This window comes from Embleya hyalina (assembly GCF_003967355.1).
Classification (GTDB): Bacteria; Actinomycetota; Actinomycetes; order Streptomycetales; family Streptomycetaceae; genus Embleya; species Embleya hyalina.
Window position 1 is genome coordinate 715,994 of the sequence record NZ_BIFH01000014.1, and the last position, 21,279, is coordinate 737,272.

At 72.6% G+C, this 21,279-nt stretch carries 16 protein-coding genes; 12 read left to right on the plus strand and 4 right to left on the minus strand.

Translation table 11 applies throughout. The features are described 5' to 3' along the window. The first annotated feature begins 130 nt into the window (after positions 1 to 130). Together EMA17_RS07295 and EMA17_RS07300 are read left to right on the plus strand one after the other, a co-directional pair. Positions 131 to 1,654 carry a carboxyl transferase domain-containing protein gene (locus EMA17_RS07295; protein ID WP_126636052.1) on the plus strand — a complete coding sequence of 508 codons (1,524 nt, stop codon included), beginning with the start codon at positions 131 to 133 and terminating at the stop codon, positions 1,652 to 1,654. Between the two features lie 1,018 nt (positions 1,655 to 2,672). Next, entirely contained in the window at positions 2,673 to 3,410 is a 738-nt protein-coding gene (locus EMA17_RS07300) for an SseB family protein (protein WP_246126502.1), read from the plus strand. Positions 3,411 to 3,500: 90 nt separating this feature from the next. Here the strand turns inward: EMA17_RS07300 and EMA17_RS07305 are convergent, their stop codons facing one another. Further along, a complete protein-coding gene (locus EMA17_RS07305) occupies positions 3,501 to 3,869 on the minus strand; it encodes a DUF1844 domain-containing protein (RefSeq protein WP_126636054.1) in 369 nt (122 codons plus the stop codon). 374 nt (positions 3,870 to 4,243) lie between these two features. Here EMA17_RS07305 and infC point away from each other — a divergent pair, with 374 nt between their 5' ends. The 7 genes from infC to pheT all read left to right on the plus strand — a co-directional run bounded on the left by infC (position 4,244) and on the right by pheT (position 11,636). Further along, a complete protein-coding gene (gene infC / locus EMA17_RS07310; RefSeq protein ID WP_126636055.1) occupies positions 4,244 to 4,939 on the plus strand; it encodes a translation initiation factor IF-3 in 696 nt (231 codons plus the stop codon). A gap of 94 nt (positions 4,940 to 5,033) precedes the next feature. Beyond that, the gene (gene rpmI / locus EMA17_RS07315) at positions 5,034 to 5,228 is read left to right on the plus strand and encodes a 50S ribosomal protein L35 (RefSeq protein WP_078978620.1); all 195 of its coding nucleotides are present in this window, start codon (positions 5,034 to 5,036) and stop codon (positions 5,226 to 5,228) included. Positions 5,229 to 5,348: 120 nt separating this feature from the next. Next, complete coding sequence (rplT, locus tag EMA17_RS07320; RefSeq protein ID WP_020552013.1) at positions 5,349 to 5,741, plus strand: 50S ribosomal protein L20; 393 nt, start codon at positions 5,349 to 5,351, stop codon at positions 5,739 to 5,741. A gap of 73 nt (positions 5,742 to 5,814) precedes the next feature. Beyond that, complete coding sequence (locus EMA17_RS07325; protein WP_126636056.1) at positions 5,815 to 6,663, plus strand: TrmH family RNA methyltransferase; 849 nt, start codon at positions 5,815 to 5,817, stop codon at positions 6,661 to 6,663. 136 nt (positions 6,664 to 6,799) lie between these two features. After that, a complete protein-coding gene (locus EMA17_RS07330; RefSeq protein ID WP_174861320.1) occupies positions 6,800 to 7,849 on the plus strand; it encodes a sensor histidine kinase in 1,050 nt (349 codons plus the stop codon). Between the two features lie 158 nt (positions 7,850 to 8,007). Beyond that, complete coding sequence (pheS, locus tag EMA17_RS07335; RefSeq protein WP_126636058.1) at positions 8,008 to 9,129, plus strand: phenylalanine--tRNA ligase subunit alpha; 1,122 nt, start codon at positions 8,008 to 8,010, stop codon at positions 9,127 to 9,129. Continuing rightward, positions 9,129 to 11,636 (plus strand): phenylalanine--tRNA ligase subunit beta, encoded by a 2,508-nt coding sequence (gene pheT, locus EMA17_RS07340; protein WP_126636059.1) that lies wholly within the window; start codon positions 9,129 to 9,131, stop codon positions 11,634 to 11,636. Before pheS ends, pheT begins: the two co-directional genes overlap by 1 nt. A gap of 90 nt (positions 11,637 to 11,726) precedes the next feature. Here the strand turns inward: pheT and EMA17_RS07345 are convergent, their stop codons facing one another. After that, positions 11,727 to 13,595 (minus strand): arabinofuranosyltransferase AftB family protein, encoded by a 1,869-nt coding sequence (locus EMA17_RS07345; RefSeq protein ID WP_126636060.1) that lies wholly within the window; start codon positions 13,593 to 13,595, stop codon positions 11,727 to 11,729. Between the two features lie 79 nt (positions 13,596 to 13,674). On the opposite strand from EMA17_RS07345, the gene EMA17_RS07350 reads away from it, so the two are divergent. Beyond that, positions 13,675 to 14,349 carry an SDR family oxidoreductase gene (locus EMA17_RS07350; RefSeq protein ID WP_126636061.1) on the plus strand — a complete coding sequence of 225 codons (675 nt, stop codon included), beginning with the start codon at positions 13,675 to 13,677 and terminating at the stop codon, positions 14,347 to 14,349. Between the two features lie 638 nt (positions 14,350 to 14,987). Here EMA17_RS07350 and EMA17_RS07355 read toward each other — a convergent pair. Next, the gene (locus EMA17_RS07355) at positions 14,988 to 16,856 is read right to left on the minus strand and encodes an arabinofuranosyltransferase AftB family protein (RefSeq protein WP_126636062.1); all 1,869 of its coding nucleotides are present in this window, start codon (positions 16,854 to 16,856) and stop codon (positions 14,988 to 14,990) included. A 79-nt stretch (positions 16,857 to 16,935) separates the two neighbouring features. After that, a complete protein-coding gene (locus EMA17_RS07360; RefSeq protein WP_126636063.1) occupies positions 16,936 to 18,819 on the minus strand; it encodes an arabinofuranosyltransferase AftB family protein in 1,884 nt (627 codons plus the stop codon). Between the two features lie 264 nt (positions 18,820 to 19,083). Here EMA17_RS07360 and argC point away from each other — a divergent pair, with 264 nt between their 5' ends. Further along, positions 19,084 to 20,112: an N-acetyl-gamma-glutamyl-phosphate reductase gene (gene argC, locus EMA17_RS07365; protein ID WP_126636064.1), complete on the plus strand. Its 1,029-nt coding sequence runs from the start codon at positions 19,084 to 19,086 to the stop codon at positions 20,110 to 20,112. Then, on the plus strand, positions 20,109 to 21,263 hold the full coding sequence (gene argJ / locus EMA17_RS07370; protein ID WP_126636065.1) for a bifunctional glutamate N-acetyltransferase/amino-acid acetyltransferase ArgJ: 1,155 nt from the start codon (positions 20,109 to 20,111) through the stop codon (positions 21,261 to 21,263). The genes argC and argJ overlap by 4 nt, the downstream gene beginning before the upstream one ends. Positions 21,264 to 21,279 lie beyond the last annotated feature (16 nt).

Here is a 21,279-nt window from a genome sequence, read left to right on the forward strand (position 1 = left end):
TACCGATCGGTAGCACCGGCCGGTAGGACTCGGGCCTGCCGGGAGGACCTGCCGGGAGGACCCGCGGGCTCGTCGGGCGGCCCGGGTACGCCTGCGCCGAGTTGCGCTGACGGTGCGTTAGCTTGATCGCATGAGTCACCCCGAGCGTGTGAGGGCGCTCGACCTGATCGACCGCGTGCTGGACCCGGGCAGCTTCCGGGCCTGGAACGACCCGCTGCCGACACTCGCCGCCCCGGACCCGGACTACGCGGCCGAACTGGCGGCGGCCCGCGAGCGCACCGGCCTGGACGAGGCGCTGGTCACCGGCGAGGGCCGGATCCACGCGCGCCGGGTTGCGGTGGTGGCCTGCGAGTTCGACTTCCTGGCCGGCTCGATCGGCGTCGCGGGGGCGGAACGGCTCACCCTCGCGGTCGAGCGCGCCACCGCCGAGGGCCTGCCGCTGGTCGCCTCGCCCACCTCGGGCGGCACCCGCATGCAGGAGGGCACCGTCGCGTTCCTGCAGATGGTCAAGATCTCCGCGGCGGTGGCCGCGCACCGCGCCGCGGGTCTGCCGTACCTGGTCTATCTGCGCCACCCCACCACGGGCGGCGTGTTCGCGTCCTGGGGCTCGCTCGGCCACGTCACCGCCGCCCAGCCCGGCGCGCTGATCGGCTTTCTCGGGCCGAGGGTGTACCAGGCGCTGCACGATCGCCCGTTCCCCGGCGGGGTCCAGGTCGCGGAGAACCTGTACGAGCACGGGCTGATCGACGCGGTGGTGCCGCCGGAGGAGTTGCGCCGGGCGGTGATCCGGGTCCTCGACGTACTCGGGCCCGACACCGCGCCGCCCGCACCGCCGGAGCCGGCCGCCGAGGCCGTCGCCGAACCGCCGCCCGACGTGCCGGCCTGGACGTCGGTGCGGCGCTCGCGCGACCCGCGCCGCCCGGGCCTGCGCACGCTGCTGCGCCACGGCGCGCGCTCGGTCACCCCGCTGCGCGGGACGGGGGAGGGGGAGAGCGAACCGGCGCTGCGCCTGGTGCTGGCCCGGTTCGGGGTCGGGGCCGGTCCCGGGGCGCCGTGTGTGGTGCTGGGCCAGGATCGCACCCGGCAGAGCGAGCACGGCCCGTTCGGCCCGGCGGGCCTGCGCCAGGCCCGGCGCGGAATGCGGCTCGCGGCCGAGTTGGGGCTGCCGCTGGTGACCGTGGTGGACACCGCCGGGGCGGCGCTGTCCCCGGAGGCGGAGGAGGGCGGGCTGGCCGGGGAGATCGCCCGATGCCTGGCCGAACTGGTGCTGTTGCCCGCACCGACGGTGTGCCTGCTGCTGGGACAGGGCTCCGGCGGCGGCGCCCTCGCGCTGCTGCCCGCCGACCGGGTCGTCTGCGCCCGACATGGCTGGTTGTCGCCGCTGCCCCCGGAGGGCGCGTCGGCGATCCTGTACCGCACCACGGATCGCGCCGCCGAGATCGCCGGCCGCCAGGGCATCCGAGCCGCCGACCTGCACCGCGACGCCATCGTCGACCGCGTGGTCCCCGAACACCCGGACGCCGCCACCGAACCCGTGGCGTTCGCCCACCGAGTCGCCGAAGCCCTCCGCGAAGAACTACACACCCTGCGAACCATGAACACCGAACACCGATTGGCGATCAGACACTCACGCTACCGAAAACTGGGCCTCTGAAACCCCCACACGAAAACCCCACACAACAACCTCCCACCACCTCGACCACCCCGAACCACCCCAACCCCCCTCCGCCGCCCCCAGACCGCCCCGGGCCACCCCTAGGCGCGTCAGCGCCCACGATGCGGGCCACCTGTGGAGATCGACGCGCGAAGCGCGGAGAGCGGCGGAGCCGCAAAACTTGGGTCGGATGGCCCGGAGCGAAGCGGAGGGACAGCCGACCCCGAGCGAGGGGCCGCTCTTTTCTCGGAGGAGCGAAGCGGGGGAGAGAAAAGAGCGGCCCCTCGCGAGCCGGCGCGAAACGCCCAAAAAAGCACCGCGGCACACGAGCCCGATCGCTCGGACGCCTCCTTCCGCGCCCCTGATCCCCGCGTCGGCTTACGATGCGCCCCTGTCCTCGCCCCTCAGCCACGTCCCCCCAGCCGTAACGGTCTGTAGGCCGCTGTCGGCCTGATCACGGCCTGATCACGGCCTGATCACGGCCTGATCGCAGCCTGATCACGGCCTGCTAGCAGCCTGCTCGCGCCCTGGCCCCTCCCCCACCCCGCCCCACCAACGGCCCCGTCATCCCCCCACCTCATGACCCACGCGTTCGCCCCCCTCTCCCGATGCGCTCGTGTGACGGCGGCAGCCCCCGCTCGGAGTCGGCACACGGCAGACGCCCACGTGACGGCGGCGGGGCAAGCAAATGAGGTTCGATTCACTCGAACGGGTGAGCGTGGTGGGAGTCCCCAACGGCAAATCCCGCCGGACCTACGCTGAACGCGGTTCGGGATCCGGGCCGGTTTCAGCCCGACCCGTCCGAGCACGGGCCAGGACGGGTCGGCTCGGCCCGGCGCCTCGTCCGGCCGTCCCGCGGCCGTGGCGGCTCGATCGCGCCGTCACGGGTCGGGTGCGGGGCGGGCGAGCCGGACCTCGATAGGGGGGTCGCGGGTCGGCAAGTGGTCGCCGACCCGCGATGCTCCCGGGGACGGTCCGGGGTGGTGGCGGCGACCGGTCGGTGGCCTACAGTCGACGGGTGGATTTCAGCGGCAAGAGCATTCCCGACACCGGATTTCCCGACGACGACGGCAGCGCGCACCCCGCGCTGGAACGGGCGCTGGCGGCGCCGGAGGTGGACGACGAGGCGGTCTCGCGGGCCCTGTGCGAGGCGCGACTGCTGGTTCCGGTGGTGGCGATCCTGACCGAGGAGGAGGACGTCGCGCCGGGGGAGTTGCGGCGGGAGAAATCCAGCGACATGGCGGTGCCCACGATCCAGGGGCCGGATGGGCGGCGGGCGCTGCCGGCGTTCACCTCGGTCGCGGCGCTGGCGCGTTGGCGGGCGGACGCCCGGCCGATCCCGGTCGAGGCCGCCCGCGCCGCGCACGCCGCGTACGCGGAGGAGGCGGACACGCTGTTGCTCGACCTGGCCGGGCCGTATCCGCACGAGGTGTCGGGCAGTCGGCTGCGGGCGGTGGCGGAGGGGCGGGCGCATCTGGCTCCGCATCGGGACCCGGAGGTCCTGGGCGCGGTGCGGGAGGCGGTGCACAGCGAGAGCGCGGTGTCGGCGGTGTACCTGACCGAGGGTGGCGGCAACGACCTGACGCTGAGCCTGGTGGCGGCGGCGTCACCGGTCGAGGTGACCGAGGCCGCGCGGCGGATCGTGGGGCGGCTGGCCGAGGACGACGTGGTGCGGGCCCGGCTGGATCGTGGGCTGGACCTGGCGATGTTGCCGCCGGGCGCTTCGCTGGAGGCGGAGCCGCTCTTTTCGCGGTAGATCGGGCTCGCGCTGCGCTCGTGGCCGGTGTGCCCGTGCCGGGCGGATCGTGTGGGGTGCCGGGCCGGGGGTCGCCGGCCCGGCTTCGGGCTAGTGGACCGGTCCGGTGAGTTTTTCGCCGGGGCCCTTTCCTGGGACGTCCGGGTATGCGGAGGCTTCGCGGAAGGCCAGCTGGAGGGTTTTCAGGCCGTCGCGCAGGGGGCCCGCGTGGTAGGAGCCGACCTCTGGGGCCGCGGCGGTGACCAGGCCCGCCAGAGCGGTGATCAGTTTGCGGGCCTCGTCGAGGTCCTTGTGCGCCTCGCCGTCCTCGGCCAGGCCCAGTTTGACCGCCGCCGCGCTCATCAGGTGGACGGACAGCGTGGTGATGACCTCGACGGCCGGCACGTCCGCGATGTCGCGGGTCATGACGTCGACGTCGTCGGCCGGGCCGGGTGCAATATGGGGGGCGCTCTCGCTCATGGGGACCAGTCTCGGGTATGCCCCCGAATCGGGGAACAACGGGGCCCTTCGGCATGTTCGAGCCAGTGGTAGAGTGGTGTATCGACCGACCGGGCATCTGCATGCCCGGCCTGCAAGCGGAGGCTCCGTCTCCCACCCGATCGACCTCACGGACGACGGGTACCGGTCCGGTGCGACGCACTTCGTGTGCGTCCGTTCCACGTTTGCCGCCCTGTGGGCGGCTTCGTCAGCCGGTGGTGGAGCCTCGCATGCAACCGTGCGAGGCTTTTTCGCGTTGCCTGGATGGCTTCGCGGGGAACCTGGCTCGGGGGGAAGTAACACCGAGACACATGTGACCGCTTCGCCCGCGGTCGCTTCAGGTATGAGGAGGCCCCATCAGCGCCGAGCCCCGCATCAACGACCGGATTCGCGTCCCCGAGGTGCGACTCGTTGGTCCTGGCGGCGAGCAGGTCGGAATCGTCCCGCTGGCCAAGGCCATGGAACTTGCCCAGGAGTACGACCTCGACCTCGTAGAGGTCGCGGCCAACGCCCGGCCGCCGGTCTGCAAGCTCATGGACTACGGCAAGTTCAAGTACGAGTCGGCCATGAAGGCCCGTGAGGCGCGCAAGAACCAGGCGCACACGGTCATCAAGGAGATGAAGCTCCGGCCGAAGATCGACCCGCACGACTACGACACCAAGAAGGGTCACGTCGAGCGGTTCCTGAAGCAGGGCGACAAGGTCAAGATCACGATCATGTTCCGTGGTCGCGAGCAGTCCCGGCCCGAACTGGGCTACCGACTGCTGCAGCGTCTCGCGACGGACGTCCAGGAGCTCGGGTTCATCGAATCGAACCCGAAGCAGGACGGCCGCAACATGATCATGGTTCTCGGCCCGCACAAGAAGAAGACCGAGGCCATGGCCGAGGCTCGCGAGGCCCAGGCGGCGCGCAAGGACGCGCGTCGGGTGGCCGTCGAGTCCGGGGTGGAACGCCCCGACGAGTCGGAAGCCGGCAAGGCCGAGGCCGCCGCTCAGGTCGCCGAAGCCCCCGTCGAGACCGACGCGGAGCCGAAGGCCGAAGAGCAGGTCTGACCCGGAACGGGTCGCCCCGCGCCGATTTGCACACACACCTGTGCCTGCCCGGTGGTACCGGGCGGGTACGGCACGACGAGGAGACTGCGGCGACATGCCGAAGAACAAGACCCACAGCGGTGCCAGCAAGCGCTTTCGTATCACCGGCTCCGGCAAGGTGCTGCGCCAGCGTGCGGGTCGCCGTCACCTTCTCGAACACAAGCCCTCGACCCTGACCCGGCGCCTCGCCGGCGTCGTCGAGGTGGCCCCGGCCGACGCCAAGAAGATCAAGAAGCTGCTCAAGAAGTAGCAGTAGGCAGCAGTCGTCGCACCGGCTGACGAGAACCCACCGGTCGGCGACAGGCGACGGTCCCAGACTTACCCGGGCCGCGGTCGATACACCGCGGTCTGACATCAAGGAGTTCATCAAGTGGCACGCGTCAAGCGGTCGGTCAACGCCCACAAGAAGCGCCGCGTCATCCTCGAGCGGGCGTCCGGCTACCGCGGCCAGCGGTCCCGTCTGTACAGGAAGGCCAAGGAGCAGGTCACCCACTCCATGGTCTACAACTACAACGACCGCAAGAAGCGGAAGGGGGACTTCCGTCAGCTGTGGATCCAGCGCATCAACGCCGCTGCCCGCCTGAACGGGATGACCTACAACCGCTTCGTGCAGGGCCTCAAGGCCGCCGGTGTGGAGATCGACCGCAAGATGCTCGCCGAGCTCGCGGTCAACGACGCCCCGGCGTTCGCCGCCCTCGTCGAGGTAGCGCAGAAGGCCCTCCCGGCCGACGTCAACGCGAAGAAGGAAGACGCCGCGGCCTGATCGTCGACCCACGTCGCCGATGTCGCAGCACTTCCCAGGCCGTTGCAGGTCGAGAGCAGAGAACGGTAACGCGATGGCGAGCCCCGAGCTGACGTCCACCCGATCACCACGAGTGGCGGCGGCCCGGCGGCTCGCCAAACGCGCTTTCCGGGCCCGGGAGCGGTTGTTCCTGGCCGAGGGGCCGCAGGCGGTGCGCGAGGCGGTGGCCCTGCCGGGCACACTGCGCGAGATGTACATCACCCCCGAGGTGGCCGAGCGCTACCCCGATCTGGTCGCGGGCGCGCACGAGGCCCGGGTGCCGGTGTTCACCGCCACCGACGAGGTGGTCGCCGCGATCAGCCAGACCGTCACCCCGCAGGGCGTGGTGGCGCTGTGCCGGTTCGTGGACGTGCCCCTGGAGCACGCGATGGCGGCGCGGCCGCACCTGGTCGCGGTGTTGGCGAACGTGCGCGACCCCGGCAACGCGGGCACCGTGCTGCGGGCGGCCGACGCGGCCGGCGCCGAGGCGGTCGTCCTCACCGACGCCTCGGTGGACCCGTACAACCCCAAAGCCGTGCGCGCCTCGGTGGGCAGCCTCTTTCATCTGCCTGTCGTCACCGGTGCCCGGATCGAGGACACCGTCGCCGCGCTGCGCGCCGCCGGGATGCGGATCCTGGCCGCGGACGGCGCCGGCGAGGCCGATCTGGACGGCGAACTGGACGCGGGCGGGCTGGCCGGACCCACCGCGTGGATATTCGGCAACGAGGCGTGGGGCCTCCCCGAGGAGACCCGCGCGCTGGCCGACGCCGTGGTGCGGGTGCCGATCCACGGACGGGCCGAGAGCCTGAACCTGGCGACCGCCGCGGCCGTGTGTCTGTATGCCTCCGCCCGCGCGCAACGCGGACACGGGGGCTGCCGCTCCGGCGCGCGAAACGCGCGATGACCCCGACGTACCCGGCTTGACCGGCGAGTGCCGGGGAACGAGCCGGTTGCGTCCGGCGCACCCGGACGGCACGCTGCGCCTTGGGATAGTGTGTCCGGCCCGGAACTCCCTCGGGCCCGAAACGGGAAGGGGGCCGATGGACGCCGACATGCTGCCCGACGGCCTGGTGGTCGCGGACGAGAACGGCACGGTGGTCACCTTCAACACCGCCGCCGCCCGGATCACCGGGACGCGTCCCGAGGACGCGCTCGGCAAACACATCGCCGACGCGCTGCCGTTGGAGGACATCGAGGGCCGGCGCTGGTGGGTGTGCACGGATCCGTACGGCGGACTGTCCACCCGGACCCGCCAACCCGAGCGCAATCTGCTGCTCGCCGGGCGGGAAATCCTGGTCACCGCGTCCTACGTGCGCGCCGGCGGCCCGCGCGGCCCGCTGAGCAAGCTCGTGGTGTCGCTGCGCTGCACCGACGCGCGCAGGCGGATCGAGCGCGGCCACTCCGACCTGATCGCCACCGTGGCACACGAGTTGCGCTCGCCGCTCACCTCGGTCAAGGGCTTCACGGCGACGCTGCTCGCCAAGTGGGAGCGGTTCACCGACGAGCAGAAGCGGCTGATGCTGGAGACGGTCGACGCCGACGCGGACCGGGTCACCCGGCTGATCACCGAACTCCTGGACATCTCCCGGATCGACGCGGGCCGGCTGCAACTGAACCGCCAGGTCGTCGACATGGAGGAGGCGGTACAGCGGCACCTGCGCGCGCTCGAATGCAACGGCCTGCCCGACGAACGCTTCGTGGTCGTGGTGGACGGGCCGCTGCCCAGCATGTGGCTCGACGCCGACAAACTCGACCAGATTCTCGGCAACCTGCTGGAAAACGCGGTGCGCCACGGCGCGGGAACCGTCACCATCGAGATGCGCGCGGTCTCCATCGGGTCCGCGCCCGGTGCGCACGGGACGGAGATCACGGTGAGCGACGAGGGCCCGGGCATCCCGGACGAACTCCTCGAGCGCGTCTTCACCCGCTTTTGGCGCGGCAACCGCCGCGGTGGCACCGGCCTGGGGCTGTACATCGTCAAGGGCCTGGTCCAGGCGCACGCGGGCACCATCGGCGTGGATCGCGCCGAGTGCGGCGGGGCCCGATTTCGATTTACCCTGCCGGCCGCGATGCCGGACGTCCTCATGTAGCGCTGCCCGCGCGGAGGAAGTCCCACCCACGTCGTCGCGGTCCGGCGGCCGCGGACACGCACGCCCATCGGGCGTCAGTAAACTCGGAGCGCGGACGTCGCAGGACGTCATTGCCGCCTCCACCACCGGCGGATCCCCCACAGGAGCACTGGACACAGATGTCGGCACCGAACAAGTCGTACGACCCGGTCGAGGTCGAGGCGTTGAAACCCGAGGAAGTCGAGCGGGCCAGGGACGCGGCGCTCGCCGCGGTCGCGGCCGCCGACGACCTGGCCGCGCTGCAGGAGGCGAAGGTCGCGCACACCGGCGACCGCTCGCCGCTGGCGCTGGCCAACCGCGAGATCGGCGCACTCCCCCCGCAGGCCAAGGCCGAGGCGGGCAAGCGCGTCGGCCAGGCTCGCGGCGCGGTCAAGCAGGCCCTGGAGCGGCGCCTGGTCGAGTTGGAGGCGGAGCGCGACGCGCGCGTGCTCGTCGAGGAGGCGGTCGACGTCACGCTGCCGTGGGACCGTGCCCCGCGCGGCGCCCGGCACCCGCTGACCACGCTCTCCGAGCGCATCGAGGACCTGTTCGTGGCGATGGGCTACGAGGTCGCCGAGGGCCCGCAGGTCGAGGCCGAGTGGTACAACTTCGACGCGCTCAACATCCTGCCGGACCACCCCGCGCGGACCATGCAGGACACCTTCTTCGTGCGCGCCGAGGACGGCTCCGCGGACTCCGGCGTGGTGCTGCGCACGCACACCTCGCCCGTGCAGATCCGCACCATGCTCACCCGCACGCCGCCGATCTACGTGATCTGTCCCGGCCGGGTGTACCGCACCGACGAGCTGGACGCCACGCACACGCCGGTGTTCGGCCAGATCGAGGGCCTGGCCGTCGACAAGGGCCTGACCATGGGCGACCTCAAGGGCACGCTCGACCACTTCGTGCAGGCCATGTTCGGCGAGGGCATCGTCACCCGGCTGCGCCCGTCGTACTTCCCGTTCACCGAGCCGTCCGCCGAGCTCGACCTCAAGTGCTTCGTGTGCCGCGGCGCCTCGGTGGGCGACCCCGAGCACCCGTGCCGGACCTGCCGGTCCGAGGGCTGGATCGAGTGGGGCGGCTGCGGCATGGTCAACCCGCGCGTGCTGATCGCGTGCGGCATCGACCCCGAGGTGTACAGCGGTTTCGCGTTCGGTGTGGGTCTGGAGCGCGCGCTGATGTTCCGGCACAACGTCGAGGACATGCGGGACATGGTCGAGGGTGACGTCCGGTTCACCCTTCCGTTCGGGATGGAGATCTGATGCGGGTCCCGCTTTCGTGGTTGCGGGAGTACGTCGACCTCCCCGCCGGCGAGTCCGGGCGCGACGTCGCCGACAAGCTCGTGGCGCTCGGCCTCGAGGTCGAGACGGTCGAACAGCTCGGCGCGGACCTCAAGGGTCCGCTCGTGGTCGGACAGGTGCTGGAGATCGAGGAGCTGGAGGGCTTCAAGAAGCCGATCCGGTTCTGCAAGGTCGACGTCGGCGACGCCAACGGCACCGGCGAGCCGCAGGAGATCGTCTGCGGCGCGCGCAACTTCGAGGTCGACGACAAGGTCGTGGTGATCCTGCCGGGCGGCGTGCTGCCCGGGCCGTTCGAGATCGCCGAGCGCAAGACCTACGGGCGCGTGTCGCGCGGAATGATCTGCTCGGCCCGCGAACTGGGCATGGGCGACGACCACGACGGCATCATCGTGCTGCCGATCGAGGCGCAGATCGGCGCGGACGCGATCGAACTGCTCGGCCTGGTCGACGAGGTGCTCGACATCGCGGTCACCCCGGACCGCGGCTACTGCCTGTCGATGCGCGGCGTCGCCCGCGAGGCGGCGATCGCCTACGGGCAGCCGCTGCGCGACCCGGCGCTGCTGGACGTGCCCGACGCCAACGGGTACGGCTACCCGGTGCGGGTCGAGGACCCGGCCGGCTGCGACCGCTTCGTCGCGCGCACCGTGGTCGGCGTCGACCCCGACGCGCCCTCGCCGCTGTGGGTGCAGCGCCGCGTGCAGATGAGCGGCATGCGGCCGATCTCGCTGGTCGTGGACGTGACCAACTACGTCATGCTCGAACTGGGCCAGCCGCTGCACGCCTACGACCGGGCCCGCCTGCAGGGTCCGATCGTGGTGCGCCGCGCGCAGGCCGGCGAGAAGCTGACCACCCTCGACGACGCCGAGCGCACGCTCGACCCCGAGGACCTGCTGATCTGCGACAACCGCGGGCCGATCGGCCTCGCGGGCGTGATGGGCGGCGAGAGCACCGAGATCGGCGACGACACGAGCGACATCGTGATCGAGGCCGCGCACTTCGACCCGGTGGCCATCGCGCGCACCGCGCGTCGGCACAGGCTGTCCTCGGAGGCGTCGCGCCGGTTCGAGCGCGGCGTGGACCCGGAGGCGGCCCGCGCGGCGGCGCAGCGCGCGGTCGACCTGCTGGCCGCGCTCGGCGGCGAGCGGGCCCAGGCCGAGGCGGGCGTGACCGAGGTGGACGCGCCGCGCGAACCGGTGCGGATCACCCTGGCCGCCGACCACGCGGCGAAGGTCGCGGGCGTGCCCTACACCCGCGAGACGGTGGCCCAGCGGCTGCAGGAGGTGGGCTGCTCGGTCGAGGGCATCGACACGCTCACCGTCGGCCCGCCGACCTGGCGGCCCGACCTGACCGATCCCAACGACCTGGCCGAAGAGGTCATCCGGTTGGAGGGCTACGACCGGGTGCCCGCCACGCTGCCGCAGGTGCCGGCCGGTCGCGGGCTGACCGCCGACCAGCGGCGCCGGCGCCGGCTGGGCCGGGCACTGGCGGGCGCGGGCTACACCGAGGTGCTGAACTACCCGTTCCTGGGGCAGAGCGCGTTCGACGACCTCGGCCTGGCCGAGGACGACGCGCGGCGGCGCACGGTGGTGCTGGTCAACCCGATCTCCGAGGAGGAGCCGGCGCTGCGCACCACGCTGCTGCCGGGCCTGCTGGACACGCTGCGTCGCAACCTCGGGCGCGGCAACGCCGACCTCGCGCTGTTCGAGTCGGGTGTGGTCTTCCGGCCGAACGCCGCGACCCCGCCGGCGCCCGTGCTCGCCGTGGACCGGCGGCCGAGCGAGGAGGAACTGGCCGCGCTGGCCGCGGCGTTGCCGCACCAGCCGCAGCGGATCGCGGTCGTGCTGTCCGGGGAGCGCGAGCGCTCCGGGTGGTGGGGCAAGGGCCGGCCGCAGAACTGGGCGGACGCGATCGAGGCCGCGCGGGTGGTCGCGGACGCCGTCGGGGTCGAGCTGACCGTGCGGGCGGACCGGCACGAGCCGTGGCACCCGGGGCGCTGCGCCGCGCTGGTGGCGACCGCGCCGGACGGGAGCGAGCGGGTCGTCGGGCACGCCGGCGAACTGCACCCGAGGGTGCTCAAGACGCTGCACCTGCCGGAGCGGGTCGGCGCGATGGAGTTGGACCTGGACCTGCTCACCGCCGACCTGGACGGGGAGCACGCGGTCCAGGCCGGGCACGTCTCCTCCTACCCGGTGGCCACCCAGGACGTGGCGCTCGTGGTGCCCGACTCGGTGCCGGCCGCCGCGGTGCAGGCCGCGCTGGTCGAGGGGGCCGGGGCGCTGCTCGAATCGGTGCGCCTGTTCGACGTGTACACCGGGTCGCAGGTCGGCGAGGGCAGCAAGTCGCTGGCGTACGCGCTGCGCTTCCGGGCGCAGGACCGCACGCTCACGGTCGAGGAGGCGACGGCCGCGCGCGACGCGGCGGTGGCGCTCGCGGCGGAGCGGACCGGGGCGGTGCTGCGCGGGGCGTGACGCCTCGGGCCGGATCGGTCGACGTGGGCCCGCACACCGTGACGGTGTGCGGGCCCACCGGCGTGTGCGGGGTCGCCGGTCGGGCTCCGGTCAGCGGTGGGTGGGGTCGGTGGGCAGGACGCCCGGGGCCAGGACGTCGACGCCGCAGATCTGCCTGGCGGCGGCGATCGGGTCGTTGGGGAAGCGGAAGGACGTGCGGCGCACGGCGCCGGTGAGGTTGGCGACGAAGCGGTGCCGGGTCAGCGGGGCGCGGGTCGAGTCCAGCAGTTCCTTGAGCCGGCCGCGGTTCGTGTCGCCGCAGGTGAGGGTGTAGCGGGCGGCCGCGATGCGGATCGGGTCGATGCCCGGGGGTGGCGGGGCGGCCGGGTCGGCGTACTGGGCGAGCACCCAGGCCGGGTCGATCTGCTTCTCGTGGCCGGGGCGGCCCCGGGTGGACAGCTGTACGTGCGCGGCGAGCGGATAGGCCAGGCCCAGGTCGTCGAGGGCGATGCCGGTGAGCGGGACGGCCGCGCCGAGCATGCCCAGGGAGGGCCACATCGCCACGATCGGCGCGGCGACGTCCGGGCGCAGCGGGGCGTCGAGGGTGTGTGTGGGGGAGCGGTCGACCAGGGTGTGTCGGTATCCCGGGCGGGGGCCGCGGACGACGGTGGGGAAGCCGGGGTAGCCGTCGATGAAGGCGTCGGCGGTGACGGGGTTGGCCACGCCCAGGACGGAGGTGTAGAAGCCGCGTTCGTCGGCGATGCCGGCCGGGCCGATGCGGTCGTAGGGGACCCGGAAGGCGGATGCGCACAGCAGGGCCCAGGCGGCCAGGGCGGCCACGGCGGGGATCGCGATTCGGCTCGCCGGGATCACCAGGATCGGCAGGAGCAGCAGGAACAGGCCCGGGAGCAGCATCCGGGCGTGCATGAAGTCGCCGCCGACGCGGACCACGTAGAGCAGCATGGCGAGACCGCACAGGACGGGGGTCGCGTAGAGGGTGCGGCGGACGCGGGCGCCCGGGGGCGGGGTCGCGGTGGTGCGCGCGGTGCGGCGTCGGGTGAGCACGCCGGCGGTGCCGAGCGCGGCGAGGGTGAGCAGGGGCAGCCACAGGTGGTACGGGTCGGCCAGGTCGCGGACGTAGGCCCAGCCCCGGGTCCAGTCGCTCGCGCCGGCCTCCTTGGTGATCGCGGGCAGGGGGAGCAGGACGCCGTAGTAGCCCATCCGGAAGATCTCGTAGGCCAGCGGGAGCGCGGTCGCGGCGGCGACGAGGGCCGCCGCGCGGCGGGGGCGCGGGCGGTACACGAGGGCGAGGGCGGTCAGGAAGCCGAGTGTGGCGATGGCCAGGTCGGGGCGGACCATCGGGCCCAGGCCCGCCACGACGGCGAGGCCGTACGCGCGGCGGGTGTGCGGGTCGGCGGCGAGGCGTACGAGCAGCCACCAGCAGCCGGCGATCCACAGGGTGGTCGGGCCGGTTTCGAGGCCGGAGGTGGCGAAGTCCCGGACCGGCGGCAGGGCGAGCAGGATCAGGGCGCCGCAGGGGAGCAGGTGGGCCTGCCCGGCGGTGGGCAGGTACAGGCGGCGGCCGGCGTCGGCGGCCAGGAACCAGCCGAGTACGGCGCACAGCAGGCCGAGGCGCACGGCCAGGGGCGCGGGGTCCTGGCCGGTGAGGCGGGTCGCGGCGACCAGGAGCCACTGCCAGAGCGTGCCGGTCGCGGCCTCGGCGCGCTCGCCCGGGTTGAACACGGGGCCGTTGCCGGCCAGGATCTGCCGGACCGGGCGGGTGTAGATCAGGCCGTCGTCGCACAGCCAGCTGCGTCTTCCGCCGAGGACGGCCACGAACAGGGCGGGCAGCAGCACCGCGGCGATGTTCCATCGGGCGACGCGGCGTGGTGTGTGCGGGTGCGGGTGCGGGAGAGGTGCGGGGGCGGGGTGGTCGGCGGGCGGTGGGCCCTGGTCGGTCGGGGTGGTGGTCGGGGTCATCGGCGGCGGCCTCCGGGCGGTCGGACGGCGCCGGTGGGAACGTCCGTTCCGCCGGGCGCGCACCTCGTAGGGTGGCGCCATGAGTACTTACGTGATCACCGGTGCGGGTAGCGGTATCGGCGCGGAGATCGCCCGCCTGTTGCGGGAGGACGGTCACGATCTGGTCGCGATCGTGCGGTCGGAGCGGCGGGCGGCGGATCTGGCGGGGCCGGGGGTGCGGACGGTGGTGGCCGACCTGGAGCGTCCGGAGACCATCGCCGAGGCGCTGGCGCCGTTGGCGGACGAGACGTTCGCGGGGCTGGTGCACAGTGCGGGCGTCGCGGAGTTGGGCACGGTGGCGGAGACGACCGTGGCCGTGTGGGCGCACACGCTGACCGTGAACGTGATCGCGGTGGCGGAGGTGACGCGTGTGTTGTTGCCGGCGTTGCGGCGTGGGCGGGGTGATGTGGTGTTGCTGAACAGTGGGGCGGGGTTGCGTACGAATGCGGGGTGGGCCGCGTATTCGGCGAGCAAGCACGCGTTGAAGGCGTTCGCGGACGGGCTGCGGGAGGAGGAGCCGGGGTTGCGGGTGAGCAGTGTGTATCCGGGGCGGACGGCTACGGCGATGCAGCGTGGTGTGCGGGAGCAGGAGGGCGGGGTTTACGAGAGCTCGCGCTACAGCGATCCCGTGACGGTGGCGGGGGTCGTGGTGTCGACGCTCGCGCTTCCGGGGGATTCGGTGGTCGGTGACGTGACGGTGCGCTCGCGGGGTTGACGCGGGCCTGTCGTCCTCAAGCGCCGGACGGGCTGGTGTGGCGGGTTCGGTGCCGGGGGCCGGGCTGCGCTCCGAGCCTGGTGCGGTTTCGGGGTCGGGCTGTGCGTTGCTTCGTCCTCAGGCGCCGGACGGGCTGGGTTGGGACCGGTTCGGGTTCCGGGCCGGGCTGCGCCCCGCCTTGTCCTCAAGCGCCGGACGGGCTGATTTGGTTTGGGTCGGGCTGTGCCGTTGCTTCGTCCTCGAGCGCCGGACGGGCTGGATGTGGGCCGGATCGCCTTCGCAGCCGGGCTGCGCCCCGCCTTGTCCTCGAGCGCCGGACGGGCTGGGTTGGGACCGGTTCGGCTTCCGGGCCGGGCTGCGCCCCGCCTTGTCCTCAAGCGCCGGACGGGCTGATTTGGGCTTGGTTCGGCCTTTGGGTCGGGCTGTGCGTTGCTTCGTCCTCGAGCGCCGGACGGGCTGGATGTGGGTCGGATCGCCTTCGCAGCCGGGCTGCGCCCCGCCTTGTCCTCGAGCGCCGGACGGGCTGGGTTGGGACTGGTTCGGGTTCCGGGTCGGGCTGCGCCCTGCCTGTTCTCAAGCGCCGGACGGGCTGGTTTGGGCTTGGTTCGGCTTTTGGGTCGGGCTGTGCGTTGGCTTGGTCAGTGGTTGGGGTTGTCGGTGGGGAGGACGTTTTTTTGGAGGACGTCTACGCCGCAGACTTCCTTGGCGGCTGTTACCGGGTCGTTGGGGAAGCGGAATGAGGTGCGGTCCCAGGCGCCGGTGAAGTTCTTTTTGAAGCGGCTCCAGGTCATGGGTTCTTGGACCGATTCCTGGAGTTCCTTGATTTTGCCGCTGTTGGTGTTGCCGCAGGTCAAGGCGTAGCGGGCGGCTTTGACGCGGATCGGGTCGATGCCCGGGGGGAGGACGGCGTCCGGGGAGGTGTACTGGGCGAACACCCAGGCGATGTCGATTTCCTTCTCGTGGCCCGGGCGGCCTCGGGTGGTGAGTTCCACGTGGGCGGCCAGGGGGTAGGCCAGGCCGAGGATGTCGACGGAGATGCCGTTGAGCGGGGTGTTCGCGCCGTTCATGCCGAGGTTGGTCCATACCGTGGCGACCGGGGCGGGCAGCTTCGGGTCGAGGGCGGTGACGTAGAAGCCGTCGTACCAGGGGTAGACGATCACGTGCGTGTGGTCGGCGCGGGCGGCTTCGGCGGCGGCGGGGAAGCGCGGGTAGTTGGCCACGTAGGAGTAGGCGGTGACCGGGTTGGCGACCTTGAGCGCGCCGATGTAGAAGGCACGTTCGTCGGCGATGCCGCGCGGGCCGATGCCCTCGTAGGGCACCCGGAAGGCGGCCGCGCAGACCACGGCCCAGCCGATCAGCACGGTGGCGGCGGGTACCGCGAGCCGGTTCGCCGGGACCACGAGGATGGGCAGCAGCAGGGTGAACAGGCCGGGCAGCAACATCCGGGCGTGCATGAAGTCGCCGCCGACGCGGATCACGTAGAGCAGCATGACCAGGCCGCACGCCACGGGCACGGCGAAGACGGTGATCCGGGCCCACGCGGTGCGGTCGATCGTGCGCGGGTCCAGCCGGGCGCGGGCGGGGTCGCGGCGTACGCGGAGCACCGCCTGGGCGAGTACGCAGGCGGCGAGTACGGCGAACGGGATCCACAGGTGGTACGGCCCGGTCAGGTCGCGGACGTAGTTCCAGCCCCGGGACCAGTCGCTCGCCGACGCCTCCTTGGTCACGGCGGGCAGCGGCAGCACGACGCCGTAGTAGCCCATCCGGAAGATCTCGTACAGCAGGGGGAGGGTGAACGCGGTGCCGAACAGGGCGAGGGCGCGGAGCGGGCGCGGGCGGCGGATCACGGCGAGCGCGATCAGGAACCCGAGGGTGGCGATGGCCAGGTCGGGGCGCACCGTCGGGCCCAGGCCCGCGACGAAGGCCAGCGTGTAGGCGACGCGGGCGCGCGGGTCGTGCGGGAGGCGGACCAGGAGCCACCAGCAGCCGGCGATCCACAACGTGGTCAGCCCGGTTTCCAGGCCGGAGGTGGCGAAGTCCCACACCGGCGGCAGCGCGAGCAGGGCGATCACGCCGAACGGCACCAGGAGGGGGAGGCGCGCGGTGCGTTCGTGCAGCCGACGGGTGGCCTGGAGCGCGAGGACGTACCCGGCGGTGGTGCACAGCAGCCCCAGATAGACCGCGAGGCGGCCGACGTCGCTCTGGGTGATCCAGGACGCGAGGACCAGGATCCACTGCCACAGCGTGCTCGTGGAGGACTCGGCGCGTTCGCCCACGTTGAACACGGGGCCGTTGCCGGCCAGGATCTGGCGCACGGTGCGGGTGAAGATCAGGCCGTCGTCGCTGATCCAGCGTCGGTGCCAGCCCAGGATCAGCACGATCAGGGCGGGCGTCAGCACCATCGCGAGGTTCCAGCGGGCCGTGCCGCGGGTGGACGGGCCGTCCTCGGGAGGATCGGCCTGTCGCCCGAAGCGCGAGCGCCCGGACAGCACACTCACGAGGCTCATGGTTCGTTGACTCCAGTCGGGGCGGGCGGGCCGACCACACCATAACCACTGATGATCGACTGCCGGACCGATGACGGGCTCAGGAGGGCGAGCAGAATTTCTTCTCGGCCTCGATCGGGTTGGCCGGGATCCGCAGCTTGGTTCGGTCCACGGCGCCGGTCAGGTTCTTCCAGAAGCGCGACGCGGACATCGGTTCGTCGACCGAGTCGACGAGTTCGGCGAGGTCGCCGCAGCGCAGCGCGGCCCGGGCGGCCCGGATGTCCTCCTGGGTGGCGGCGTCCGGCGGGACCAGCGCGTCGCCGGCCGGGTCGACGTAGAGCGCGACGTTCCAGGCGAACGGCAGCAGCTTCTTGTGGCCCGCGGCGGTGTGCCGGGTCTCGGTGATGTGCGCGCCGACGGTGTTGGACAGGCCCCACACGTCGACCACGATTCCGCCGAGCGGGGTGATCGAGCCGCCGACGCCGAGTCGGCCGATGACCAGGCCCTTGTCGTGGTCGAGGTCGGTGCGCAGCGGCAGCGGCGGCACCTTGATGTAGTTGGGGTCCACGAAGAGAAGACGTTCGCCGGTGGCCTTTTCGTTGCGGAACGCCTCTTCTATCGTCGGCAGCGTCCGAATGTGCGCTTCCTCGGTGGTGGGGTTGTCGGTCCTGGTCCACGCGGCGTAGGTGTCGCGTTCGTTCCAGACCTGGTTGCCGTTGCCGTCTGGGGCCGGCGTGGTGATCACGCCGGAGCGCAGCGTGGTGCCGCAGACCACCGCCCAGATCGCGACCAGCACGATCGCGGGGGTCACGAGCCGGTCCAGGGGGGCGAGCAGCAGCGGGAGCAGGACCAGGAGCAGCACGGGCAGCCACATGCGGCCGTGCATGAAGTCGCCGCCGACCTTGAGCACGTACACGGTCTGGCCCAGCGCGGCGACCAGAGGCGTGCCGACGACGATCCAGGTGCGCCGGTCGGCGGGGCGGCGCCGGGTGAGCGCCAGGGCGGCCGCGACCACGATGAGGATCATCGGGATCCACAGGTGGTACGGCTTCATGTAGTCGGTCAGGTAGTCCCAGCCGCGGCCCCACAACGATCCCGACGCCTCCTTGGTGAGGGCGGGCATCGGGAAGATGAGGCCGTAGTAGCCCATCCGGAAGATCTCGTAGGCGGCGGGCAGGAACCCGGCGCAGGCGAGCATCGCCAGGGCCTTGGGCCAGCGGGCGCGGATCAGCAGGAACTGGGCGGCGAGCAGGATCACCATGGTCAGGCCCAGGTCGGGGCGGACCAGGGGGCCCAGGCCGAACCAGAAGGACAGGGCGAGGGTGCGCCGGGTGGTGTGGGTGCCGACCGGGCGCAGCCAGGTGCCGATCAGCAGCCACCACGACAGGCCGATCCAGAACAGGATCAGGCCGGTCTCCATGCCGGCGGTGGCGAAGTCCCACACGGAGGGGACGGCGATGAACACGAGCACGCCGGCGGGCAGCAGCAGCCGGGTGACCGCCAGGCCGCGGAAGAGCCGGCGGGTGCCGTCCAGGGACAACCACAGGCCGGCGACCGACAGGATCAGGCCGGTGTAGACGGCGGTGGGCGCGTAGTCGAACGGGGTGATGCCGCCGAGCAGCGCGAGCAGCCATTGCCACAGCGTGCTGGTGGAGGTCTCCACACGTTCGCCGGCGCTGTACACGGGGCCGTTGCCGGCCAGGATCTCGCGGACCGCGCGGGTGAAGATGAGGCCGTCGTCGGTGATCCAGCGCTGGTGCCAGCCCATGATCGCGAAGATCAGTGTGGGCAGGCCCAGGGCGAGCAGGTCCGGCAGTGGGACGCGGGCGCGCCTGCGCTCGGCGGTGGGCCGGGTCGGCGCGGCGGCGGTGTCCGCGGTGCCCGCCTCGGGAGCCGATGGGGGCTCGCCGGTCGGGGACTGTAGGTCCGGGTCGGCGACGCGTGCGGCGTCGGCGGGCCCGGAGGTGCCGGGGGGAGGGGTCACGTGGTCTCGTTCGTTTCCTGGGCGGGGGCGCCCGCCGTCTGCTGCACGTCGCTGCCGTCCCGCCGGCCGTCGACCGCCCGCCGGGGGCGCGTATCCGAAGTCCGCTGATCCTAACGCACCTGCATGCGCCCTATTGGGTGACCCGGGGGTGGGGAAGGCTTGCCCGGGGCGGCCTCGGGGCGGCCTCGGGGCGGGCGGTCACCCAACGTACTTGCATAGTGATTCGGCTGTCCGTATAGTCATGCTCCTGACAAGGAGGCGGTAATGGGGGCCAAGGCGGCACTGGCCGGGGCGAGTGGATACGCGGGCGGGGAGATTCTGCGCCTGCTGCTCGCACACCCGGAGATCGAGATCGGCACGCTCACGGCGGGGTCCAACGCGGGCCGACGCCTGGGCGAGCTGCAGCCGCACCTGCTGCCGTTGGCCGACCGCGTCCTCGTCGAGACCACGGCCGAGAACCTGGCGGGGCACGACGTGGTCTTCCTGGCCCTGCCGCACGGACAGTCCGGCGCGCTGGCCACGCAACTGGGCGCCGACGTGCTCGTGGTGGACTGCGGCGCCGACTACCGGCTGCGCGACGGCGCCGACTGGGAGGAATTCTACGGATCCCCCCATGCCGGGACATGGCCCTACGGACTGCCCGAGCTGCCGGGCGGGCGCGCCGCGCTCGCCGGCACCCGGCGGATCGCGGTGCCGGGCTGCTACCCGACCGTCTCGCTGCTGTGCACGGTGCCCGCCACCGCCGCCGACCTGGTCGAGCCCGACTGGGTCGTGGTCGCCGCCTCCGGCACCTCCGGGGCGGGCAAGGCGCCCAAGCCGCACCTGCTGGGCAGCGAGGTGATGGGCTCCGCGAGCGCCTACGGCGTCGGCGGGGTGCACCGGCACACGCCGGAGATCGTCCAGGGGCTGCGCGCGGTCACCGACGCGCCGGTCACGGTGTCCTTCACCCCGACGCTGGTGCCCATGTCGCGCGGCATCCTGGCCACCTGCACCGCCCGGCTGCGGCCGGGCGTCACCGCCGAGGCGGTTCGGGCGGCCTACACCGCGGCCTACGCCGACGAGGGCTTCGTACACCTGCTCGCCGAGGGCCAGTGGCCCGCGACCGCGATGGTCTACGGCGCGAACACGGCCGTCGTACAGGTCACCGTCGACGAGCGCGCGGGCCGCGTCGTGGTGGTCGGCGCGATCGACAACCTCGCCAAGGGCACCGCCGGCGGCGCCATCCAGAGCACCAACATCGCCCTCGGCCTCGCCGAGGACCTGGGACTGAGCAAGACGGGGGTAGCGCCGTGAGCGTCACCGCAGCACAGGGCTTCCGCGCCGCGGGCGTGGCCGCGGGCCTCAAGAGCACGGGCGCGCCCGACGTGGCGCTGATCGTCAACGACGGCCCCTCGATCGCCGGGGCGGCGGTGTTCACCTCCAACCGGGTCAAGGCCGCGCCGGTGGTGTGGTCCGAGCAGGTGGTCAAGGCCGGTCTCGTGCAGGCGGTCGTGCTCAACTCCGGCGGCGCCAACGCGTGCACCGGCACCGAGGGCTTTCGCAACACGCACGCCACCGCCGAGAAGGTCGCCGAGACGCTCGGGCTGAACGCGGGCGAGATCGTGGTGGCCTCCACCGGCCTGATCGGCGTGCAACTGCCGATGGACCGGCTGCTGCCGGGCGTCGACAAGGCGGCCGCGGCACTGAGCGCCGACGGCGGCGAGGCCGCGGCGATCGCGATCAAGACCACCGACACCGTGCACAAGCAGTCCGTGGTCACCGACCCCGCCGGGTGGACCGTCGGCGGCATGGCCAAGGGAGCGGGCATGCTCGCCCCCGGCCTGGCCACCATGCTCGTCGTGCTCACCACCGACGCCGCGGTCGACGCCGAGACGCTGGACGCGGTGCTGCGCGGCGCCACGCACACCACGTTCGACCGGATCGACTCCGACGGCTGCATGTCCACCAACGACACCGTGTTGCTGATGGCCTCCGGCGCCTCCGGCGTCGAGCCCGACCTCGCCGCGTTCGCCGAGGCGGTGCGCGCCGTCTGCGGCGACCTCGCCCGGCAGTTGATCGGCGACGCCGAGGGCGCGAGCAAGGACATCCGGATCGACGTGGCGGGCGCCGCGACGGAGGCCGACGCGCTCGAAGTGGCCCGCTCGATCGCCCGGAACAACCTGTTCAAGTGCGCCGTGCACGGCGAGGACGCCAACTGGGGCCGAGTGCTCGCCGCGATCGGCACCACCGCCGCGACCTTCGACCCCGACCGGCTCGACGTCGCCTTCAACGGCGTGTGGGTGTGCCGGGACGGCTTCGTCGGCGAGGACCGCGAGCTGGTCGACATGACCCCGCGCGAGACGCACATCGTGGCCGACCTCAACGCCGGCGAGGCCGCCGTGACGGTGTGGACCAACGACCTCACCGCCGACTACGTCCACGAGAACTCGGCCTACTCGTCATGACCGGTACCGACAGCCA